Origin of the sequence: Companilactobacillus nodensis DSM 19682 = JCM 14932 = NBRC 107160, assembly GCF_000615905.1 — a bacterium.
GTDB classification, from domain to species: domain Bacteria; phylum Bacillota; class Bacilli; order Lactobacillales; family Lactobacillaceae; genus Companilactobacillus; species Companilactobacillus nodensis.
This window is the reverse complement of sequence record NZ_BAMN01000005.1, coordinates 31,218-52,899: the sequence shown is the minus strand read 5'-3', so window position 1 is coordinate 52,899 and position 21,682 is coordinate 31,218. Positions and strand designations below refer to the sequence as shown.

Below are 21,682 nucleotides of genomic sequence, written 5' to 3'. Positions count from 1 at the left end.
AATTATCACTCATATTTTTTGTATTTAATATATTAATTATTATGTGCTTATTTAAAGCTGGTCTTATCAATGTAAGTGCAGAAAATACAGCATCACCCTACGTTGCTCCAGTAGATGAACCTGCTGCTGATCAGAAGGACTTGGATAATGCCATAGCCACAGCTCCGAAGGGATTAGATATATCTGATCCAACCTTTTTACGTGGTCAATTTCATAAAAAGGATTCTACCGAGGATATGAATGCTTCAAAGGTTATTAGAAAAAGTGAAAATAATCCGAACGATAAAACCGGAATTTTACGAGTTACCCATAATATAAATCAAATAGGAGCCATTTGGAGCAATACTAGCCAATCGAATTTTTTGGATGTTTCTCAAGATTCATCCATGTCGATGTGGTTATATTTTGGTAAGCCAACTGAATTAACCGTTGATAATATAGTATTAACTGATAAAGATAAACAAAATATGGTTGGTATGTCGCCTGAGAAGCAACTTGAATTCAAAAAAAAGCTGGTAGAGGAAAGAAAAGAAGAACATGAAAAGGAGATTGGAGATGGGATGGCATTTGTCCTTCAAAATGCCCAGCCTGATTCTTCTCCTTTGAATTCTTTTGGTGGAATTGAGGCAATATCTAGATATGACGGCAATCCTGCACCAGGACAAACATTAGGTGTATGGGGGGCTGATTTTAATAATGTTGGTGCCACTGCTCAAAATGCTCCGATATCTCAAACGGCAATTCCAAATAGTTTTGCAATTGAATTTGATACATTCCTTAATCGACTTACTAGAGCTGATGATATAGATGGTAAAGGTGTGTCATTTGACGCTGATATTGTGAAAGGAAGAAATCCCAATAAACCTGATGGATGGGATTATTATCAAAATATAACGGGTCAGCACATCAGTATGGATTATCCTGATGGTTATGCTAACTACACTATCGATAAATATGACTCTAATGCTACATATATGAGAGATATTACTAATGGCCCGAATGGATTTAAAACGTTTTTTAAAATGAATCATAAGAATCTGCATGATAACCTGTCTTTGACCGATGCTAATTGGCATCATATGACGGTTAAGTTTAATCATGCGACAAGCACCTTATCTTATGCGTTTAATGATAAAAATATTGATGGTACTGCCAACAGTACTAGTATTGTTGGATCTCAACAATTAGATATGAGCCACTTTAAATTAGGTGACAATAAAAAATTGATGTGGGGATTTACTGGTACTACCGGTCGATTCACTGAGAATAATCTCATTGTATTTGAATCCATTCCATCGTTTGTTAATGCTGATTCAAAAGTTAGTTTGGAAGATACAACCAAGGGAACGATAATTCCGGATAGTGGTGATGATAAGGTAAATATTGGTGATGGTCTTGATTTTATCTATGATTTAAATTATAAAAATGGTTCGAAGGAATGGAGTCAGATTCTTGCTTCTATGACACTGCCATCTGAGGTTACTTTTACTGATGGACAAATAGTTTACGATAATGATCCGGATCATCCAGAAGAGATTAAAGCTAGCGAGTTCAATAATGGAAAAGTAGAACATTTGATGCGGAAGAATTTGTCTAATTCCAACAATCATGCAAAGGTTGTTCTACATACGACTGTGAACAATCGAACGAGTCCGGTAACCGTCAGTCCACAACATGCTTGTTTTGTCAGTGATAACTTCATTGTTGATGATGATACTCCGGAGTTTAATATTACTATCCCATCAATGTTGTTAACAATATCGGATAAGATTGATTATCAAGGTATGGAGTCAGTCCCAGATAATACGCAAATTAGTGGGGATGTTAAGTATTCAAATGGTTCGTATATTGATCCTTCAACTATAACCATGCATCCGGGTGTTAATGGAGTTACCCAGGATACTTTTAATTTGTCGGGTAGCACATCTCAATCTGCACATTATATTTTTAATGTTCCAAAATCTAAGTTACATGTGGGATCAAATACGGTAACTATTAAAGCAACTGATACCTCTGGAAACACTTCTTCTGTCGGTACTGTCATTATTTCTATTGGTGGAGGATTGCAGTATAAAGTAAGTGATAATGTATCTTTTCAATCCGTCAATGTCGGCTATGCTGGACAAATAGTACCACGACAAAATGATTGGCATATTCAAATAATTGATGGGCGAGATATTGGTAGCAGCTGGACTTTACAGGCTCAGGCACATGATTTAATAAACGTAGTAACTGCTCAAAAACTTGACGGTGAGATGGTGTACAAAAATGACGCTGGCAAAATATTATCGCTTATTAGTCCAACCGATATTTATTCCAATACGAAGCAATCTGAAGCAGAGCAAACGGTTAATGTAGAAAATTATTGGAATAGTAAAAAAGGAATTTTCCTGAAACTCAATAATAAAAATTCAAGCGGTAATTATGTTGGTAAAATCGACTGGGTTTTGACTGATGGACTTCCAAACAAATAAAAGGAGCTGTTTTTAACAGCTCCTTTTGTGTAAAAATAAGTTTACTTTTCAGAAAATAAAATTTTATTTATTGATAATACGAGTCAATAGTTTGATACACTATGTATAGTGATTTGATAATATATTATGACAGGAAAGGTGTATTAATGCAGTTTAATAATAAAAATTATAAATTATCAATTTTATTGGTTGTATTTAATGTACTTTTGATTGCTATAACAGTTATGACCAGTCCAATCAATGTAGGTGCATCAGATTTGTCCGAATCAAAAGATCAAGTAGATTTTAAAAATGCTATGGATACTGCACCGCGCGGATTAAATATTGATGATCCTGCATTCAAACTGGGGACTTTCGATGGAAATAATGGTGAAGTATTACGCCGTAATGATGATCCAACTGATTATTCCGGAGTCCTACAAGTTACTAATAATGTAGACCAAATCAGTGCCATTTGGAGCAATTTTGCTGCTAATAACTATTTTGACATGGATAAACCGCAAACCTTATCCATGTGGATGTATTTTGGTAGGCCTTATCCATCAAAGGATTCTGATAATGCCTTGCAGGTTGGTGATGGAATGGCATTTGTACTTCAAAATGACCCACGGGAATACGGTGCAATATCGACTTATAAAAATACACCTGCTGTTGGAGAAACATTAGGCGTGTGGGGTGCAGATTTTAACAATCTCCCGGATTATTATAGTGGGAACTTTGCTACTTCTGAAGATGTAGCAAAGACGGCCATTCAAAACAGTTGGGCCATGGAGTTTGATACATTTGTTAATCGATTAAGTATGTACGATCAAATAAATGGTAAGGGGGTTTCGTTTGATCTGAATGAACAAGGTCAGCATATGGGAAATAATTATCCAGGTGAAGCTGCTACATATAATCCACTATATGTTAAAAGGATAAATGACAGTAATAAAAAGAAACGTTATTTTACATTAGATCATAGACAGGGTAATCAGTATATGAATTTGACTGATCAAAACTGGCATCATATTACTATAAAGTGGGATCCCACAACTCATAATCTTACCTATTCCTTAAACGATAAAAATTTAGACGGCTCATGGTCTAATGTCTTAGGATACAAATATACGATCAATCTTGATATTGATAAGTTTCATTTCAAAACCGCCGATCATCGTTTACACTGGGGATTTACAGGAACTACAGGCCGATTTACTGAAAACAACTTCATTGTGTTTGAATCCATTCCTTCTTTTATTAATGCTGAATCTCATGTATCTATTGAAAATATTACGTCTGGAAAGCCAGTAAAAGAGAATGATACGGTTGATTTTGGCGATAAGCTAGATTTTATTTATAAATTGAATTATGTCAGTGGAACAAAAGACTGGGAAAAAATATTAGCTAATATTGATTTTCCTAGTGAAGTCTCATTTGATTCTGGAACGATTGAATATGATGATGGAACACCATCAGAAACAATTGATCTAAAAGAAATTAGTCATAATAATATTCAACATATGTTGAAGAAAAGTCTAAACAGCACGCATGCAAATGCACTTATTGTGTTACATACAACGGCGGATAAAGCTAAGAGAAGTACAACCGTATCGGCCAAGCATGCCTCATTTAAGAGTGATAATTTTATTATTGATGACAATACTCCTAGTTTCAGAATTAGAACAGATTCATTGATGATAAGCACCGATCCATCAGGAACAATAAATTTTCCAAATAAGGATACTATACCTGATAATATTTTGATTGATGGATCGATTTGGTACGGTAACGGAGTACCTATAAAGCCATCTAACATTACTGTTTATAGTAAATTAAACGATAGTCCTTCAGAATCAATGAAGTTAACAAAGAATAAGGATTACTTAACAGCATCATTCCTATTGAATATTCCTAAATCTCAATTACATATTGGAACGAATAATTTAAAAATTTATGCAGTATCATCAGTTGCGCTTAATAGTGTGTCTGCACCAGTAGTTCTAACTTCTAGAGAAGTAAACATCAGCATAAATGTTGATGGTGGATTACGGTTTGGTGAAGTAAGTGATAATGTATCGTTCCAACCGGTGAATAGTGGTTATACAGGTGAAATGGTTCCTCGACAAGACGGATGGCATGTTCAGGTTATTGATGGCCGTGCAAGTGGCAATAGTTGGACATTACAAGCGAGGGCGCATGATCTGATTAACCAAAGCGGTCAGGTACTTAATGGTAATATTGTTTACAAAAATGTTATGGGTAAGTTAATGCCATTGGCAGATTTAACTAATATTTATACCAATACAAAAGATTCTGACGCCAGTCAACAAATTGACATAACGGAGTCATGGACTGATAAACTGGGGATGTTCTTGAAACTTACTAGTGACAGTTCAGCTGGAAAGTATTCAGGCAAAATCGATTGGGTCTTAAATGACGGACTTCCTAATACATAAAAATAGCTAGTGAACTCCAAATGAAGTTCACTAGCTATTTGTTTACTTAATTATTAAATACAAATTCGGGATTGTCTTTACTGATAATTGTTAGATCATTGATATCAATATCAAGATAGTCTTTGAAGCGTTTGATCAATTGTTCGCCGGCTTCTGTGTGATCGTCCTTACGATCCGGTTGGATATTTTCCATATAGAATAATAAGTTCTTAGTGTTATCAGTTGCTTCTACACGAGAACTATCACGCCATGCCCAGCAACGTGATAGAACACCTTGTTCATCACGGTAGATTACTTCACCAGGCAAAGCTTCTTCGGGCTCATCTTCACCGATCGGTACGAATGGTTCGCCACCTTTAGCTACTGTTAAGTGAACATCGCCGACGATATTATCGAGGTCCTCAGCCGCGATAGGGAAGGCGTATTCTAGTGATACAGAATTGTATACATCAACAACGGGATTGATGTTACCAACACCTTTGTCGTTCTTGGCACGTTTGAGAAGATTCTCAACGGCATTACGGGCGCCTTTCTTAGTTTTGAACTTACGATAAGCTTCGCGCCAAGCGTGAACAACGGGATTAGCACTGATAGGATCATCTGGTACCCACTTTTTTGCGACCTCATTCGCATGTTGAATCAAGTTATCAGGAACATTGCTGTCATCATGATTGTCGATGTCACGTGCAGTCATGCAGGCAATTTCTACATCGGGAAAGATTTCCCAGAATTCTGGATCAACGATAATTTTTTGCATTTCATCCTCCGAGTAATTCTAATATATGTGCTAATTATATCACTTCATATCAATCTTGTGAGAAGCCGCTATGGCCAAAATATGTTATTCTAAGAACACTATGGAGGTGTGGATTATCAAAACTTTAGTCATCGTTTCACATCCAGAAATCGATAATTCTCAGACACAACAATTCTTGAAAAAGGGTGCAGAAGATGCGCAGGTTATTTGGCATCATGTTGAATCATTAGATGAGATAGATGTCGGCAAAGAACAGAAATTGTTACGTCAAGCTGACCGAATTGTTTTTCAATTCCCATTGTATTGGTATGCAGCACCATATGGATTGAAGAAGTGGGAAGATGAAGTTTTAACCCGTAATTTTATTTATGGAGACAAGACTTATCCACTAGAAGATAAGGAATTCGGAATCGTTGTGACAACAGGGATGCCATTGAAGGACTTCCAAAAGGGTGCAACTGAAAATATAACTTTGGACGAGGCAATGGCCCCTTACCGAGCAATCGCTAATTTAGGTAAAATGAAGATCATGCCGTTGTTCTCAGTTCCACAGTTTTGGTATATGTCTGAGGACGAACAGATGCAGTTACTGATTGATTATCAGCGATATTTGAGTCAGAAGTTTCCTGATTCATTAGCCAACCGAGAAGAATGGTTCGAAGATCGGTTGCAACAATTTGTCAAAGAATTGTCTGATGAAGATCAGTTTAGCGGAAATCTTATTTTGGATACTTTTATTCAAAACAAAGAGAATCTCGAACAGGTTAATGACACGTTAAAAATGATCAAGGAGGGTGAGGACGAATAATGGATGAACAATCAAAATGGTTGATGGACCAAATTGATCAATTAAAGAATTCTCAACCTGAATATGAAAGGCGGGCCTTCTTGACTGCGTTAAAAAAAATCGTGAATGAACAGGCAACTAGAACCGATCAAATTCAACATGAACTTGACGGACGCTTGTGGAATCACGATAAATGGTAGTAAATAATTTATATAAACTAAAAACATTTTAATGATGTTTTTAGTTTATTTTTTTTGGGCAATAATTTTGAAATCGCATAGTAAAAGAACTATAAAGATGGTGGATGTTTAGACAGATTAATGGCATCCAAATACAATAGTATTTTTACGAGAAAGTTTTTTATTCGAGGATTAAATCATGAAAAAATTAATTAAGGGAACGGCTGTATTGGGAGCTATAGCTGTTGGAGTTGCATCAACGCTTGTCACGGTTGCAGCTGCAACCACGACTCCTACTTATACGACCTCGACTACATTAGCTACACCAACTAACCCAGCTCCACAAACAACAACAACGGATGCAACATTATCGACAACACAAACGTTGTCACTAGATGCGGCACCAACGATTAGTTCGGTAACCAATTGTATTCAGTAGCTAAAAACACATATGCTTCAACTTCGATCTCTAAGTTAGCTCTTACTAACCCTGGATTCTCAACCGGGTGGACGGTCACTGCGGCAGCATCACCATTCACTAATACATCTGGTACAGGAGCGGGATTAACAGGTGCAACACTTACATTGGATAACACATCGACAGCACCTATCACAGCAGATGATAGTACTAATGTTTCAACTTTACCTAGTTATATTTCATCACCTGATGATTTATCTGCAGGCGCAACGAAGGTTGAAGACGCCGCTGCTGGCGCTGGTGTTGGTGCTTATACAACAACCTATGCTCCAACTGATGCATCATTATACGTACCTGCTGGTAACTTACAAGGTTCATATAGCTCAACTGTCACATGGACTTTAACCGATGCACCATCATAATATTTTAATATTTTTGAAAGACAATACTAATGTATTGTCTTTCTTTTATCGAAATTTGAGGCGTGTAACCTCAACATCTCGTTCTTAATCAGGAAGGATGGATGATAATGATCAAAAAATATTTTTACCGATAGTTTTTGCAGTGGCGTCACTGTTCCTGTTTTTAACGTTTAATACGGTTCCTGCCAAAGCGGATACGTTGAATTATACGGTTGGAGCTGATTTGCCAGATAATCAAATTGAAAAGACAGGTTCTTATTTTGATTTGAAAGTGACTCCTGGACAGAGCCAAGATTTAACTGTCAAAATCAAAAATAATGACAATCAGAGTCATCATTATGAAGTGTCAGTTAACCGTGGTCTAACGAATAATAATGGTGTGATAGACTACGGTACTCATGGTTCAGAGAAGAGTGACGGACTAGAATATAATATCGAATCACTCGTTACAAGTCCTCAAGACGTTGTGGTAGAGGCCAATTCAACCAAGTTAGTGACTATCCATTTGGATTCACCCAAAGGTGCATTCTCAGGATTGCTTCTTGGTGGAATTAGAATTCAAGAGATAACTTCGGCACCAAAAACTAAGAAAAAAGGCATTACGATCAACAATGCATATGCCTACGTCATTGGTTTGGAGTTAAGACAAAACTCAGATAAAATCAAACCCAAACTTCAGCTTGGCGATATCAATGAGAAGCAAGTTAACAGCTATAATTATGTTGGTGCTAACTTGATTAATCCAACTCCTTCTATTATCCAGGGACTATCAGTTAATGCGACGGTCAAGGATACTAAGGGTAAGAAGGTTTACACTCAGGATAAACAAGATTTGTCAGTCGCACCAAATAGCGACTTCGATTATTTGATCGGCAGTCCTAAGCAAACATTGAAAGCTGGTACCTATGAGTTGATTATGGATGCCAAAGCTGGCGATACTACTTGGCACTTTGATAGGAAGTTTACGATCACTACTCAAACAGTTAAGAAATTAGCTAAGACATCGATTCCTAGAAAGACAACACCAGATTATCTATTGATCGCCTTCATTATCGCAATTCTATTAGTCATGATCTTAGTAGTCTTGGCATATCACAAGAAGTATATTAAGAGACACTAATTCAAATTTAAGTCGCAGTGATGCGGCTTTTTTTGTGGTTTCGTGTTGGTTGATTATTGATGACAATAGTTAACTTTGTATCGCTATACTTAACTTTATCAACCACATATAATTAGAGTATAAAGAAGTTAATTGGAGGTAAATATGGAACTGAATATGGGAATGATTATTTCACAGAAGCGCAAGGAGAAACAAATTACTCAACAACAGCTGGCTGAGTTCATGGGAGTGTCCAAAGCCTCAGTTTCGAAGTGGGAAACAGGGCAATCATATCCAGATATTACACTGATTCCGTTATTGGCTGGTTATTTTAATATTTCGATTGACCAGCTGATGAATTATAGTAATAATCTATCAACTGAACAGATCCGACATATTTATACTTCAATAACTCATCAATTCGAAACAGACCCACCAGAAGAGGTGTGGAAGTCGATCGAAGATGTGATTCACCGTTATTATTCATGTGCGCCATTAGTGTTAGAGATGGGGCAATTATTGCTGAATCATGGTGATCTATTACCAGGAGATTCTCGAGAAGAAAAAATGCAAACGTATCTTGGGGAAGCACAAAAGTTGTTTTCACATGTGTTGGAGATTTCGAATGACCGCGTGTTGTTGGATAAAGCGACTGACTATTCAGCGTATTGTGCATTAATGCTCAAGAAACCAGATGAAGTATTAAACATGCTGGGTGAGTACGTTCCGGAATATTATCCAACGGAGAGTTTGATTGCCTGGGCTTATCAACTAAAATGTGACAAGGGAAAAGCTATAGCGACCACACAGAGTTCACTTTTCCAGTACACCGCAGTCATGATGAGTCAGATAAATAATTATTTACAATTGGTTACGGATCAACCTGACAAATTCAAACAAACTTATGATATTGGTCAATCGTTGATTGAATCATTTTCGTTGAAACAATTAAATCCTGCAGTTGTGATTAATTTTTATAATTCATCAGCCATAAGATTTGCGCAGCAACATCTGGCTGATTCAGTGATGAAATGCCTGTCTGAATATATTAATGTTTTGAGGAGTATTACTTTTCCGCTTAGGTTACACGGCAATGATTATTTTGATCGTATCGATAGTTGGTTGGATCAAACTGATCTTGGTCATGCTTTACCGCGTGATGAGAATCAAATGAAAGCTGACTTCATTACGATCGTTACTGAAAATCCATTCTTACAGCAGTATCAAGATAATGAAGAATTTAAGGAAATACTTAAGCGTCTAAATACGATAGAGGAGCGTTTTAAAAATGCATAATACTGATATTTTTATGAATAATTTACCACTCTTTATTCCATTGATTTTGTTAGAAGTTGGCTTAGATGTTGCCGCATTGATCCATATTTTTCGTCATCAAAACTATCGAACAGGTAATCGAATCCTGTGGGTGTTATTAACACTATTAGTTAATCCTATTGGAGCTATTTTGTACTTTGTTGTCGGTAGGGAGACATATTGATGGCAATTTTGGAATTACACGATGTTAAGAAATATTTTGGCGATAAACAAGTATTGAATGGATTGAATTTTGAGGTTCCAGAAGGTTCGATTTTTGGATTTGTGGGTGAGAATGATGCTGGTAAAACCACAACAATGAAGATGATCTTGGGATTAGAAACGATTGATTCAGGAGAAATTTTGGTCGATGGTCAAAGGGTTCATTATGGCAATTCAGCGATTAATCGTGAGATTGGCTATTTGCCTGATGTTCCTGAATATTATGGTTATATGAATCCGACGGAGTATTTGAAATTGTGTGGAAGATTGACGGGTATTCCTAAGGGCGAATTGTCTGATAGAATTACTAAAATGTTGAAGACAGTTGATCTGCCGATAAACAAGCGACGTATTCATGGATTCTCCCGAGGATGAAACAACGCTTGGGAATTGCTCAAGCATTGTTAAATCGACCACGTCTATTGATCTGTGATGAGCCAACGTCTGCACTGGACCCGATTGGTCGGAGTGAATTCTTAAGTTTGTTGGCAAGTTTACGTGACGAAACGACGATTGTTTTTTCAACTCACATTTTGAATGATGTTGAACGTATCAGTGATCATGTCGGAATTTTACATGCTGGATTTTTAAAGGCCAACGATTCTTTGAGTAATTTGAAGGAACAATATGCCAAACCACAAATTGTTTTGAAGTTCAATTCTAGTACTTCGGCCCAAATAGCCGCAAAGGTTTTGGACGCAATCTTAAACGATAAACAAGTAATTTTGAATTATCTCGGAGATTATCAGCCAGCCGCAGAAAAGGTTATGCAAACATTGTTAGACAGGCATTTGATGCCAGTCTCAATAAATAGTCTGGAAACAAGTTTGGAAGATATCTTCATGGAGGTGACGTCATGAGAGCTACGTGGTTTTTCATTCGCAAAGAATTATTGGAGTCATGGCGTAGCTATCATTTGTTAATAATTGCAGTTGTCTTCGTTATCTTTGGAATTGAAGGTCCATTAATGGCCAAACTGACACCAGAAATTTTGAAAATGGCTTCCGGCAGTGGCATGACGATCAAGATGACTGATCCAACTAGTCTTGATTCTTGGCAGCAGTATTATAAGAATATGACCCAAATTGGTATCTATGTCTTAGCGGTTATTTTCAGTGGAACTATTAGTGGCGAAGTCTCTCGTGGTACGTTGATCAATCTCGTTACGAAGGGATTACCACGTTATTCAGTTGTGTTGGCAAAATATATTGTGGCTTATTTTCAATGGTGTCTCGCACTTGTAACTGCCTTTTTTATCAATTGGGTGTATACAGCATATTATTTCTCTGATAACAAAAGTCCTAATGTCTTGACCGGTCTGTGGCCATTATTGATATTTGGATCGATGTTTGTAGCCGTGACGATTTTTGGTTCAGCGTTGGGTAAGAGTAATTATCTAGGATTTTTGACGGCAGTCGTTGCTTTTATCTTCTTGACTCTATTAAATTTGTTCAAGGATGTGAAGAGATACAACCCAATCTCGTTAGTCACAGATAATATGTCATTAGTGAAGGGAACAGAGAAAATTTCGCATATTATGCCAGCTGTTTGGATAACGATTTTGTCTGCGGTGGTGTTGGTATATCTGGCGGTTTTATTATTAAAGCACAAGAAATTGTAGGGATGGTGAATTGATATGGATTTTAAATTGAATCAGAGCTTAGTTGATTTGGGTATCACTGATATAGTTGTGGCCAAAGTAAGTGGGATTGACCTGTCTCAGCCGTTAAATGATGATATCTTGAATAAGTTAGGAACTAATGAAAAAAGAGCATTAGATACTGATCTAGATGATTTGCGTGATAATCCAATTATTAATGGATATGTCGAGATGGTTAAAAAAATTGGTCGTAGTTTGAAAAAAAATCCACCGACTACTGAAGCTTTGATTGGAAATATTCAACATCGCGGTAGTTTTCCACGAGTCAATTCAGTAGTGGATATTTATAATATTGAGTCGCTGCGTTCTTATTTGTCGATCGGTGCCCACGATATTAGTAAGATCGACTTTCCAATTGAATTCACTGTCTCTAATAAGCCGGATATTTTTTCACCAATTATGGCACCAGATAAAAAAGTTGCTGAATATGATTATGTTTATCGTGATCAAAAAGGAATCCTGGCATACTTAGATTGTCGAGATTCTGAGTTGTATAAAATAGATGAGAATACCACAGATGTTTTGTTTGTTGTACAAGGGAATGAAGCTACGACAGTACAATATCGAATGGCCGCTTTGACCAGAGTATGTAATGATCTGCGGTCAATTATGCCTGATATTGAATCTAAGGTTGAAGTTATTTCTAGTGAAAACTAATAGTTTGAATACGTGTAACTAATGTAGTAACATGTTAATAATTAATACGAAGAGGTAATTATTTATGAAATATATTATTACTGGTGCTACAGGCCATTTGGGTTCTCAGATTTTAAAGGAAGTTATGAAACTTGTACCTAACTCAGATATAAGTGTCGGTGTTCACACTGTTAGTAAGGCAAAGAGTCTTACTGACGCAGGGATAGAGGTATTACCGATTGATTATCAAAATGAGGACATGATGATTAATGCGCTGACTGATAAAGATGTCTTTGTTTATGTTCCAAGTAAGAGTCATGACAGTTTTAGCCGTGTAACAGAATTAGAGAATGTTATTGCTGCCGCTGAAAAAGCCAAAGTTGGACATATTTTAGCGATGGGATTCATTGCTGATCAGGAGAATAATCCATTTGATCTGTCGGCCTTTTATGGATATTTACCACGTCGCTTGGCTGAGTCAGACTTGAAATATACGATCATTAAGAATGCATTGTATGCCGATCCGTTGGTACCATATCTGCCAGAATTGATTGAACGTCAGAATGTTATTTACCCAGTTGGTAAAGAAGCTTGGTCATTCATTAGTTTGGAAGATAGTGCTAAGGCATTCGCTAAGGTTGCGACATCTGTTGAGTTACGTCAAAATGGGAAAATTTATACACTTACTCAAGATAAAAACTATACGATGCCTGAGTTGGCGGCTGTCTTGACTGAAGTATCAGGACACAAGATTGGCTATCAACCAGTTACCTTGCAGCAGTTCTCCGACTTGTACAATCAAGGTGGAGAGGGCCACATGTTGAGTTCAATGTATGATGCTGGTGGTAAGGGTTTGTTGAATGTTGTTACGGATGATTATCAACAAATCATGGGACATCCAGCAACTGATTTGAAAGAATTTTTAACATTAAAATTAAACTAGATCAAAAAAAGAGCGTGACGAAACACGTTTAACTTCTGAGTATAACCTAAAAAAGCATCGTATTTACGTAGTAAATGCGATGCTTTTTGTAGTTAAACGGAGGAAGTTGTGTTTTGCCGCGCGTTTACGCGGCAAGTTTAGTGACTTATGTCACAGCCCCTTTTTAATTTATCTGATATTGTAAACGAACCAAGTTTGAGGCACCCTTGCTGGTGAAATTTTCGTCTAAGTTTATTTGCCAAAGTTTGTCAGTTATTTTGATATGATTCTTTTTGATATATTCATCTAATATCTGTAATGAAATACAGATATTTTTAGTATCGTTTGTAGTATCTATCGAGACATAATCGCCGGCTGGTTTCTTTATCAATGGTAAGTCGCCAGTGTCTGTCCGCGCTGATACTTTTTTCAAAATACAAAAAGAAGCTGTGGAATACAGATTAGCATCACTGCCAGGCAGCTGTGTTAGAAATCCGGAATCTTGTTTATTCATTAATTTGAGCTTACCAAGTTGTTCATAAAAGTCAGTGTAGATCTCGGCAATTTCTTCTTCAGTACAAGCAACTGATTGTCTTGAACGACAGAATAATCCAGGTATAACTGAATCAATGAATGGGCGGTTCTTGACGATATCTTCATTGTTAGTAACTTGATTGAAACGGGTATTTAACGTTTCTTTGAGAATGGTCAGATTATCCATTTGAGTATTGATCTGTTGTAAGACGCTCTTCAAATTATCGTTCAAGGAGTCGTCTCTTGAGTCTTCATTTAATGACTTGATCTCAGAAATAGACAGGCCAAGACGACGCAGTTCCAGGATAAAAGTTGCTTCGTATAGTTGGTCGTAATCATAATACCTGTAACCATTATCCATGACTTTCTTTGGTTTGAATAATTCTTTTTGATCATAAAAAATCAGTGTTCGCCTAGTTGTACCAGCTAGATCAGCAAACTTTTGAATTGTTAACATAAAATTTCTCCCATCGATTACTTGACTGTAACGTTACGTTACACCCTATACTAAAAACATTGAATGAGCAAACGAAAAAGATTGGAGAATATAAATATGAGAGCAGTTGTTATTGATAAACCAGGGGACGCTAGTGTGATGAACATAGTTGAAAGACCAATTCCTGATGCAACTAAGCATCAATCAGTTATGAAGATTCATGCTTTTGGTGTTCATAGATATGAAGTTTTAACTAGAGAAGGTGGTTCACCATCCGTTAAGTTCCCACGTGTAATCGGTGTTGAAGCGGTCGGCGAGATTGCCCAAGTGTCTGAAGACAGTAAGTTGAAGGTTGGCCAAAAGGTCATCACGATGATGGGGGGATTTGGTCGCGAAGTTGACGGAAGTTATCAAGAATATGCACTTGTTGACGATGCTAACTTATATCCAGTTAGTTACGAAGGGGACTGGGTGACACTGGCCCAATATCCAGAGAACTTCTATACGGCCTTTGGTGCTATCAAATCACTTAATTTGAAGCCTGGACAAACACTCTTGTTGCGTGGTGGTACAAGTGCAGTTGGATTGTCAGCAATTCAATTGGCAAAGGTCATGGGATTGCAGGTCACTGCTACAACTAGACGTGAGAACATGCTTCAACCACTACTTGATAATGGTGCTGATGATGCAATTCTTGATGTTGATAATAAGTTGAAGACTGATAAAAACTACGACGGTATCATCGATATGGTCGGAACAGTCAGTTTATCTAATTCAATTGCCCATCTTAATCAAGGTGGTACAGTATCACTGATCGGTTTACTGGCAGGTGAATGGACGGTAGATAATTTCAATCCATTTACTCTAGCTGGAAAATACTTAACTTGCTTCGATTCCACTGATGTACATCAAGAATGGGTCGATGAAATGTTTGAAATGATTTCTAAAAATAACTTACAAATCCCAATTCCACGCGTATTCAAACTTGATCAGATTAGAGAAGCTCATGATTATGTTATGAAGAGTCGTGATATGGGACAAGTCATTATTGATAATGACTAGAATTATTTAGTAGATTGTTTAGCCTTCTCTTTGACCAAAATTGTTTCGATCAAATCCTGTAGTGTTGTATCGTTGAGTTTTCGTTGAGCAGCTATTTTAGCTTGCTCGTAGTAATCGCCAAGAACTTCTTGGATATTACCGCCAACGATACATTCAGGGTTTGTTTTTTTGTCCAATTCAAAGAGAGGCTTATTTCCTTCAGTTGCGAAGTAAATATCCAATAAGGTGATGTCTTTGGGTTTTCGCGCTAATTTTGGTTCAACTGATCCTTGTTTAGTGTCGATCAATCCGTGTTCACGAAGAACACTCATTAATCGTCTGACTACAACAGGTGAAGTTTCAACACTGCTGGCGATGACTTCACTAGAGAGTCTAATATTTTTATATATTTCAATGAATGCCAAGATATGAATGGAATCACTGAAACGAGTTGATACACGCATCAACTCACCTCCATTAACTGTAACTTTATTAATTACAGTTAATAATATGATTATCTTTATGCTTAGTCAACTTTTTACTACGCACTATTGATTTATCATGCGTATTAATTGACAAATAAGACTGATAATTATATTGTAATTGTAACTTATCGAGTTACAGAAATTGTGCTACAAAGGGTGCCTATATGATTGAGTTTAAGAATGTGTATAAAAAATACGAGAATAATAATAATACAGCTATTAATGATTTGAATCTTCAGATAAAAGATGGAGACTTCTTTGTGTTAGTCGGACCTAGTGGTAGTGGTAAGACGACAACTCTCAAAATGATCAATCGATTGATCAAGCAGACTTCTGGTGAAATTACGATTGATGGTAAAAATATTGATGATTTCAATTTACAAGAGATGCGTCTGCAGATGGGTTATGTTTTACAGAATATTGCCTTGTTTCCTAACATGACGATTGAAGATAATATCACGATTCAACCGGAATCACTTAAGTGGTCCAAAGAAAAACGTCATCAAGTAGCCTGGGACTTGCTGGAAAAAGTTGGTCTCGATCCTGATAAATACGCCAAGCGATTGCCAAATGAGTTATCTGGTGGTGAGCAGCAACGTGTCGGTATTGTCCGCGCCCTAGCATCTAATCCAAAGATTGTTTTGATGGATGAGCCATTCAGTGCGCTTGATCCTATTTCTCGTAATCAACTACAGGAATTAGTTTTGAAATTGCATGCTGAAATGAACATGACGTTTGTTTTTGTTACCCATGATATGAACGAGGCGGTTCGCCTAGGCAATACGATTGCCATTATGCGCTTGGGTCATTTGGAACAGATCGGTACCCGCGACGAGATCGTCCATAATCCGAAGAATAACTTTGTGAATGGATTCTTTAAGAATCAACAAAATGATGATAAGAAGTTAAAGTTGATTATTGATAGTCAAGATTGTCAGCAAGTCGACCGGCAGCAAGCAGATCTGAGTGAAGAAGATAATGTCTCGGATTTAGCTGGTTTGCTGAAGATACAAGATTTTGTATTGGTTAAGAGTTCAGATGAACGGGTCTGGAAGCTGACTACTCAGAGTCTCTTAAATTATTTAGCAAGGGATGGTGAGTAGAATGTCAGGGATAATTCATATTTTCAAAACTCAAGGAAATGATATTCTCAACTCAATTGGACAACATATTTCTATCTCATTGGTCTCACTGTTGATTGCGGCAGTGATTGCCATACCGTTGGCAATTTTGTTGATGAGACATAAGCGGGCAGCCGAGTTCATCTTGAATGTCACAAGTGTTCTTCAAACGATTCCTAGTTTGGCATTATTAGGTATTCTAATTCCGTTAGTCGGAATTGGTACAGTGCCATCAGTTATTGCGTTAGTCGTCTATGCGGTCATGCCGATTTTTCAGAATACTTATTCTGGACTGACGACGATAGATCCCAATTTGGAAGAAGCGGCCGAAGCCTTTGGGCTGTCTCGCTCTAAAAAATTATTGAAGATTGAAATACCACTTGCTATGCCAATGATTATTTCTGGATTACGTATTGCGATGGTTATGATTATTGGTACAGCTACATTGGCAGCTTTGATCGGTGCCGGTGGTCTAGGTACATATATCCTCTTAGGTATTGAGACCAACAATAATTCTCTCTTGATCGTTGGGGCGGTTCTTTCGGCAATTTTAGCTTTGATCTTTAGTGCCTTGATTCGTGGTATTTCCAAACTTTCACTTCGAAAGATTGGAATCATTCTTGCGACATTAGTTGTCTTAGTCGGTGGTGTAGCAGGTTATCGAGTTATTGCGCAACCTAAGACGACAATCACCATTGCCGGTAAGATGGGTAGTGAACCTGAAATATTGATCAATATGTATAAGGATCTGATTGAGCAAGACAATCCAAATATCAAAGTCACAACTAAGGCCAATTTTGGAGGGACTTCTTTCCTATATAAAGCTCTGAAGTCTGGTTCAATTGATATTTATCCTGAATTCACTGGTACGGTCTTGGAATCATTGGTTAAGACTAAAAAGGGTGCGACCCATGATCCTGAGGCTACATACGAGTTGGCGAAGAAATTGTTGAAGTCACAAGAGGACTTGGAATATCTCAAGCCAATGAAGTATGAGAATGGTTATGCTTGGTGGTTAAGAAGAGTTTCGCTAAGAAATATAATTTGAAGACGGTCTCTGATTTGATTGCCGTTGAAAGTAAAATAAATGCTGGATTTGATCCTGACTTCTATCAATTAAGTGATGGATATCCGGGCATCAGCAAGGCTTATAATTTGAAGTTTGGTAATACGCAGACGATGGAGTCATCGATTCGCTACAAGGCTATTGCCAACGACAAAGTAAACTTAGTCGACGGTTATACGACTGATCCACAGATTCAGGAATATAACTTGGTAGCGTTGAAAGATGATAAGAGCTTCTTCCCACCATATCAAGGTGCCCCGTTGGTATCTGAGAAGCTATTAACTAAGTATCCTGAGATTCGTAAGACCTTGAACAAATTAGCAGGTAAGATCAGTGAAACAGATATGCAGAAGATGAATTATCGTGTATCGGTTAAGCATGAGAAGGCGGCTGCAGTTGCTCGTGAATATCTAGTTAAGCATGGAATTTTGAATAAAAAGTAAGGGCAAACTATGAAAGCAGTCGTAGTTTTACCATAATTTATACAGGACAAATTTTAATATTTGTCCTGTATTTTTTGTCTTGAAACGTAATGGTAACAAAAATGTAACCGGAAACTTCATAAATAATTCAAATATCATTATTACAATTAAATTTGTAATGTAAGTTTTACTGATTTTATGGAGAGGGAGTTTTAGTTATGAATTTCAAGAAATACGCGATACTGTCTATGGGATTGTGGGTTTTGGGATTCGGAGTTTATGAATCACAACCTGCAATTGCTCACGCAGATGAGCAGACTACAACAAGCAAACTGGTAAAAACTACATTATCTAGTGGTAATGAGGTTTATTGGTATGATGGATCAGTTAAGTTGCCTATTGTTACCGGGGATGATTTGACTCATCCAGTTGTTAGCCATTTCAGTGAGGGTCAATCAGAGGTTGGTACGAAAAATGTCATAATTACGGTTGATCCAGCGGAGAATACAGGCTATACATTTTCAAATGAATTGGACAGTAACGGAAAAATCACATTGCAAGGTAAAGTTACGGTCGGTAATGTGATGGTAAAGTATGTCGACACCGACGGCAATGAAATCTCAGCTAGTACTGAAGCTAACCATTCAACCGATTCAGCTAATGCTAATTATTTGAATTACACGACTAAGCAGCTGAATATTAATGGCTATACTTTTGTCAAAATGGACGAGAGTAGTTTGCCAGCCAATGGTACGTTGACCGGAACAGGTGGAACGGTTATTTATGTGTATAAGGCGAATGATACTGGAACAGTGACCGATTCAGCTAATACGTCTGATGTAACGTCATCTGATAGTGGTACTCAGACAGATACAGTTACTGATAGTGCCGATGCCAATACCGATAACAGTGGCAAGCAAGTCATTACACAGCCATCTGCTCAAACTAATTCTTCAGAGGATAAAAGTACTGATAGTAGTAATTCTGATGATGATTCAACGAACTTATTGAAGAACAATAGTACCTCAGCCAGTTCAAGCAACCAGTTGCAACAATCAGGTTTGTTATCTAAGCCGGTTACTTCAGGCAATAACAGTTCTGATAAGTCAGATACTGACACAAGCAAAACTATCGGTCAGTCTGGAGCAGATCAAGGCGAAGTACCTGATTCAAATACTGATTACTATATAACCTTAGCCAGTTTTTCGTTGGTTTCGGTAATTGGTTTAGTGGGAATTAGTATAATCAAACATTAAAGAATAACAAATTGTTTTAAAGAAATTTCTGTGACTTAACTACAAAGAACAGTGAATTTACTATGTAAATTCACTGTTCTTTTAGGTTATACTCATGTCACGCTCTTTTTTTCGATAAATAGTGTCGAATTCGCCTATTACGTGATAGCATTAGAACATATTCTTTTTATTGCCAGTTCAAAAGGGGGATTTGAATAATGACGCAATCAAAAACTAATTTAATTGTTGTGACGATAGCTATTTATCTTGCAACTTTTGTTAGTTCTGTTGAAGGTACCATCCTTTCAACGGCATTGCCGACCATTGTTGGTGATTTACATGGTGTCTCACTTATGAGTTGGGTATTTTCAATTTATTTGTTAGTGACTGCAATGGTTACGCCAATATATGGCAAGTTGACGGACCTGATTGGGCGAAAACCAGTTGTCCAAATCGGTCTAGCTATTTTTACATTCGGTTCATTAATGAGTGGATTATCTAATTCCATGTATGCACTTGTCTTCTGGAGAGCGATACAAGGATTAGGCGCCGGTGCTTTACCTACGGCAACTGTGACGATTATTGCGGACCTATATCCATATGAGAAACGGCCGCAGATCTTGGGGATTAATAACTTGGTGTGGGGGATTGCTACACTCACTGCACCATTGATCGGTGGAATAATTGTCAATACACTTAATTGGCATTGGGTATTCTTTATCAATATACCCTTTCGATTATTAGTGATGTTGCTGTTTCAATTGTTCTTACATGAACCAAAACAATATAATCGAACGAATATCGATTACGGCGGAAGCTTTTGGTTGATGATAAGTGTGTTGTTTTTAATGCTGAGTTTTCAATTCTTAAGTTATAAAAATATCAATTGGATCAGTATTTTTGTTTTTTGGATCATTAGTGTGTTTACTCTCTGGCGTTTTATTCGTCACGAAAAATCTGCTGCTGAACCGGTTGTTCCGTTGATGTTGTTCAAAAACAAACCGTTTATGGTACAAAATGCTGTCGCGGCACTGATCAACGGATATTTAATGGCGATTACAGTGTACATTCCTATTTGGGTTCAAGGTGTTATTGGAGTGCCAGTATCTATCGCAGGATTCGTGGTGACACCACATTCGATTTTCTGGATTATTGGTTCTTTTGTTACCAGCTATCTGATTATAAAGTGGACGCCGTATCGTATTTTGCGCTTTAGTTTATCAATCGTGTTGTTTGCCGGTATTTTGCTGGCATTTATTCCCATGATGACACATTTTGGCTGGTTCTTAGTTATAACCGCTATTAGTGGTTTCGGGTTTGGAATAACGATTGTCTCAACGACAGTCGAATCGCAGCATTTAGTTTCAAAACGAGATGTGGGTGTGGCAACTTCATTTAATACACTTGCTAGAACTTTGGGACAGACATTAATGGTTTCTATCTTTGGAATTGTATTGAATGTTGGTATCCAGAACGGTATTTCAAGTCATCAGGGGGCTAATCTTTCTTTAGTCAATACATTGATCAATCCGAAGACGGCTGTTAAATTGCCCGCACGTGTATTGCCATCGTTAAGACAAGTTCTGTATGGTGGATTACATTGGATTTATTTATTGGGCCTAGTTGTTATTCTTTTGGCAATTATTATTAATAAGTTTGGTTATAAAAATAGTACTGAAAGTTAGGTTAGAGGGCAGTTTTTCGCAAATGAAGAATTGCTCTTTTTTTAAAACCGATTATTTGAATACAATGTTAAATTAAATTATACTGATGTCACATATGGAGGAATACCTATGAAAACAACTACACGAAAAATAGGAAATTCAGTTGGAGTTATCATTCCTAGTGAAATAAAAGTTCAAACTAACAAATCTTACGAAATTTATAAAGTAGGGGAAGCGATAGTGATGGTGCCTAATAAGGAAGATTTATTTAAAAATCCAGAAGACTGGAAAGATTTTCGTCAGAGTATTACTCAGGAGGATGATGAGTGGGATCAAATGGAGGATTAATT

General features: G+C 37.1%; 20 protein-coding genes and 2 pseudogenes. 19 read left to right on the top strand and 3 right to left on the bottom strand.

The window, feature by feature from the left end; translation table 11 throughout:
* Positions 1-41 precede the first annotated feature (41 nt).
* Both JCM14932_RS04960 and JCM14932_RS04955 read left to right on the top strand, forming a co-directional pair.
* Positions 42-2,474, top strand: coding sequence for an L-type lectin family protein (locus tag JCM14932_RS04960; protein WP_155832074.1), 2,433 nt, complete (start codon positions 42-44; stop codon positions 2,472-2,474).
* Between the two features lie 146 nt (positions 2,475-2,620).
* The gene (locus JCM14932_RS04955; RefSeq protein WP_025023912.1) at positions 2,621-4,912 is read left to right on the top strand and encodes an L-type lectin family protein; all 2,292 of its coding nucleotides are present in this window, start codon (positions 2,621-2,623) and stop codon (positions 4,910-4,912) included.
* A 46-nt stretch (positions 4,913-4,958) separates the two neighbouring features.
* Here JCM14932_RS04955 and JCM14932_RS04950 read toward each other — a convergent pair whose 3' ends face one another.
* Positions 4,959-5,669 (bottom strand): B3/B4 domain-containing protein, encoded by a 711-nt coding sequence (locus JCM14932_RS04950; protein ID WP_025023911.1) that lies wholly within the window; start codon positions 5,667-5,669, stop codon positions 4,959-4,961.
* 70 nt (positions 5,670-5,739) lie between these two features.
* Between JCM14932_RS04950 and JCM14932_RS04945 the strand changes: the two genes are divergently transcribed.
* The 11 genes and pseudogenes from JCM14932_RS04945 to JCM14932_RS04895 all read left to right on the top strand — a co-directional run bounded on the left by JCM14932_RS04945 (position 5,740) and on the right by JCM14932_RS04895 (position 13,349).
* On the top strand, positions 5,740-6,477 hold the full coding sequence (locus JCM14932_RS04945; protein WP_235700519.1) for an NAD(P)H-dependent oxidoreductase: 738 nt from the start codon (positions 5,740-5,742) through the stop codon (positions 6,475-6,477).
* Entirely contained in the window at positions 6,477-6,656 is a 180-nt protein-coding gene (locus tag JCM14932_RS04940; protein WP_025023909.1) for a hypothetical protein, read from the top strand. The genes JCM14932_RS04945 and JCM14932_RS04940 overlap by 1 nt, the downstream gene beginning before the upstream one ends.
* Positions 6,657-6,834: 178 nt before the next feature.
* Positions 6,835-7,074: a hypothetical protein gene (locus JCM14932_RS04935; protein WP_025023908.1), complete on the top strand. Its 240-nt coding sequence runs from the start codon at positions 6,835-6,837 to the stop codon at positions 7,072-7,074.
* A complete protein-coding gene (locus JCM14932_RS04930; RefSeq protein WP_025023907.1) occupies positions 7,062-7,475 on the top strand; it encodes a WxL domain-containing protein in 414 nt (137 codons plus the stop codon). Before JCM14932_RS04935 ends, JCM14932_RS04930 begins: the two co-directional genes overlap by 13 nt.
* Positions 7,476-7,572: 97 nt before the next feature.
* Positions 7,573-8,595 carry a WxLIP family cell surface protein gene (locus JCM14932_RS04925; protein WP_025023906.1) on the top strand — a complete coding sequence of 341 codons (1,023 nt, stop codon included), beginning with the start codon at positions 7,573-7,575 and terminating at the stop codon, positions 8,593-8,595.
* A 144-nt stretch (positions 8,596-8,739) separates the two neighbouring features.
* Positions 8,740-9,870: a helix-turn-helix domain-containing protein gene (locus JCM14932_RS04920; protein ID WP_025023905.1), complete on the top strand. Its 1,131-nt coding sequence runs from the start codon at positions 8,740-8,742 to the stop codon at positions 9,868-9,870.
* A complete protein-coding gene (locus JCM14932_RS04915) occupies positions 9,863-10,072 on the top strand; it encodes a PLD nuclease N-terminal domain-containing protein (RefSeq protein ID WP_025023904.1) in 210 nt (69 codons plus the stop codon). The genes JCM14932_RS04920 and JCM14932_RS04915 overlap by 8 nt, the downstream gene beginning before the upstream one ends.
* Positions 10,072-10,970: pseudogene (locus JCM14932_RS14545) on the top strand (ABC transporter ATP-binding protein). The gene JCM14932_RS04915 and the pseudogene JCM14932_RS14545 overlap by 1 nt, the downstream one beginning before the upstream one ends.
* Complete coding sequence (locus tag JCM14932_RS04905; protein ID WP_025023903.1) at positions 10,967-11,731, top strand: ABC transporter permease; 765 nt, start codon at positions 10,967-10,969, stop codon at positions 11,729-11,731. Before JCM14932_RS14545 ends, JCM14932_RS04905 begins: the two are co-directional and overlap by 4 nt.
* A 15-nt stretch (positions 11,732-11,746) precedes the next feature.
* Positions 11,747-12,427: a B3/B4 domain-containing protein gene (locus JCM14932_RS04900; protein WP_025023902.1), complete on the top strand. Its 681-nt coding sequence runs from the start codon at positions 11,747-11,749 to the stop codon at positions 12,425-12,427.
* A 64-nt stretch (positions 12,428-12,491) separates the two neighbouring features.
* Positions 12,492-13,349: an SDR family oxidoreductase gene (locus JCM14932_RS04895; protein WP_025023901.1), complete on the top strand. Its 858-nt coding sequence runs from the start codon at positions 12,492-12,494 to the stop codon at positions 13,347-13,349.
* Positions 13,350-13,512: 163 nt separating this feature from the next.
* On the opposite strand, the gene JCM14932_RS04890 is transcribed toward JCM14932_RS04895, so the two are convergent.
* Complete coding sequence (locus tag JCM14932_RS04890; RefSeq protein WP_025023900.1) at positions 13,513-14,319, bottom strand: MerR family transcriptional regulator; 807 nt, start codon at positions 14,317-14,319, stop codon at positions 13,513-13,515.
* A gap of 96 nt (positions 14,320-14,415) precedes the next feature.
* On the opposite strand from JCM14932_RS04890, the gene JCM14932_RS04885 reads away from it, so the two are divergent.
* Positions 14,416-15,360 carry a zinc-binding dehydrogenase gene (locus JCM14932_RS04885; RefSeq protein WP_025023899.1) on the top strand — a complete coding sequence of 315 codons (945 nt, stop codon included), beginning with the start codon at positions 14,416-14,418 and terminating at the stop codon, positions 15,358-15,360.
* A gap of 2 nt (positions 15,361-15,362) precedes the next feature.
* Here JCM14932_RS04885 and JCM14932_RS04880 read toward each other — a convergent pair whose 3' ends face one another.
* Positions 15,363-15,803 carry an Rrf2 family transcriptional regulator gene (locus JCM14932_RS04880; RefSeq protein ID WP_025023898.1) on the bottom strand — a complete coding sequence of 147 codons (441 nt, stop codon included), beginning with the start codon at positions 15,801-15,803 and terminating at the stop codon, positions 15,363-15,365.
* A gap of 185 nt (positions 15,804-15,988) precedes the next feature.
* Here JCM14932_RS04880 and JCM14932_RS04875 point away from each other — a divergent pair, with 185 nt between their 5' ends.
* The 5 genes and pseudogenes from JCM14932_RS04875 to JCM14932_RS04855 all read left to right on the top strand — a co-directional run bounded on the left by JCM14932_RS04875 (position 15,989) and on the right by JCM14932_RS04855 (position 21,680).
* Entirely contained in the window at positions 15,989-16,927 is a 939-nt protein-coding gene (locus JCM14932_RS04875; RefSeq protein ID WP_025023897.1) for an ABC transporter ATP-binding protein, read from the top strand.
* A 1-nt stretch (position 16,928) separates the two neighbouring features.
* Positions 16,929-18,454: pseudogene (locus JCM14932_RS14540) on the top strand (ABC transporter permease/substrate-binding protein).
* 197 nt (positions 18,455-18,651) lie between these two features.
* A complete protein-coding gene (locus tag JCM14932_RS04865; RefSeq protein ID WP_025023896.1) occupies positions 18,652-19,689 on the top strand; it encodes a MucBP domain-containing protein in 1,038 nt (345 codons plus the stop codon).
* A 197-nt stretch (positions 19,690-19,886) separates the two neighbouring features.
* Positions 19,887-21,353 carry an MFS transporter gene (locus tag JCM14932_RS04860; RefSeq protein ID WP_025023895.1) on the top strand — a complete coding sequence of 489 codons (1,467 nt, stop codon included), beginning with the start codon at positions 19,887-19,889 and terminating at the stop codon, positions 21,351-21,353.
* Between the two features lie 108 nt (positions 21,354-21,461).
* Positions 21,462-21,680, top strand: a complete 219-nt coding sequence (locus JCM14932_RS04855; RefSeq protein ID WP_025023894.1) for an AbrB/MazE/SpoVT family DNA-binding domain-containing protein — start codon at positions 21,462-21,464, stop codon at positions 21,678-21,680.
* Positions 21,681-21,682: the final 2 nt, after the last annotated feature.

Bases quoted from the DNA above. Each gene is read 5' to 3' on its own strand.
- JCM14932_RS04860 (WP_025023895.1), top strand. From the start codon at position 19,887: ATGACGCAATCAAAAACTAATTTAATTGTTGTGACGATAGCTATTTAT.
- JCM14932_RS04905 (WP_025023903.1), top strand. From the start codon at position 10,967: ATGAGAGCTACGTGGTTTTTCATTCGCAAAGAATTATTGGAGTCATGG.
- JCM14932_RS04925 (WP_025023906.1), top strand. From the start codon at position 7,573: ATGGATGATAATGATCAAAAAATATTTTTACCGATAGTTTTTGCAGTG.
- JCM14932_RS04920 (WP_025023905.1), top strand. From the start codon at position 8,740: ATGGAACTGAATATGGGAATGATTATTTCACAGAAGCGCAAGGAGAAA.
- JCM14932_RS04955 (WP_025023912.1), top strand. From the start codon at position 2,621: ATGCAGTTTAATAATAAAAATTATAAATTATCAATTTTATTGGTTGTA.
- JCM14932_RS04855 (WP_025023894.1), top strand. From the start codon at position 21,462: ATGAAAACAACTACACGAAAAATAGGAAATTCAGTTGGAGTTATCATT.
- JCM14932_RS04875 (WP_025023897.1), top strand. From the start codon at position 15,989: ATGATTGAGTTTAAGAATGTGTATAAAAAATACGAGAATAATAATAAT.
- JCM14932_RS04880 (WP_025023898.1), bottom strand. From the start codon at position 15,803: ATGCGTGTATCAACTCGTTTCAGTGATTCCATTCATATCTTGGCATTC.
- JCM14932_RS04960 (WP_155832074.1), top strand. From the start codon at position 42: ATGTGCTTATTTAAAGCTGGTCTTATCAATGTAAGTGCAGAAAATACA.
- JCM14932_RS04890 (WP_025023900.1), bottom strand. From the start codon at position 14,319: ATGTTAACAATTCAAAAGTTTGCTGATCTAGCTGGTACAACTAGGCGA.
- JCM14932_RS04865 (WP_025023896.1), top strand. From the start codon at position 18,652: ATGAATTTCAAGAAATACGCGATACTGTCTATGGGATTGTGGGTTTTG.
- JCM14932_RS04900 (WP_025023902.1), top strand. From the start codon at position 11,747: ATGGATTTTAAATTGAATCAGAGCTTAGTTGATTTGGGTATCACTGAT.
- JCM14932_RS04940 (WP_025023909.1), top strand. From the start codon at position 6,477: ATGGATGAACAATCAAAATGGTTGATGGACCAAATTGATCAATTAAAG.
- JCM14932_RS04895 (WP_025023901.1), top strand. From the start codon at position 12,492: ATGAAATATATTATTACTGGTGCTACAGGCCATTTGGGTTCTCAGATT.
- JCM14932_RS04935 (WP_025023908.1), top strand. From the start codon at position 6,835: ATGAAAAAATTAATTAAGGGAACGGCTGTATTGGGAGCTATAGCTGTT.
- JCM14932_RS04915 (WP_025023904.1), top strand. From the start codon at position 9,863: ATGCATAATACTGATATTTTTATGAATAATTTACCACTCTTTATTCCA.
- JCM14932_RS04945 (WP_235700519.1), top strand. From the start codon at position 5,740: ATGGCCAAAATATGTTATTCTAAGAACACTATGGAGGTGTGGATTATC.
- JCM14932_RS04950 (WP_025023911.1), bottom strand. From the start codon at position 5,669: ATGCAAAAAATTATCGTTGATCCAGAATTCTGGGAAATCTTTCCCGAT.
- JCM14932_RS04885 (WP_025023899.1), top strand. From the start codon at position 14,416: ATGAGAGCAGTTGTTATTGATAAACCAGGGGACGCTAGTGTGATGAAC.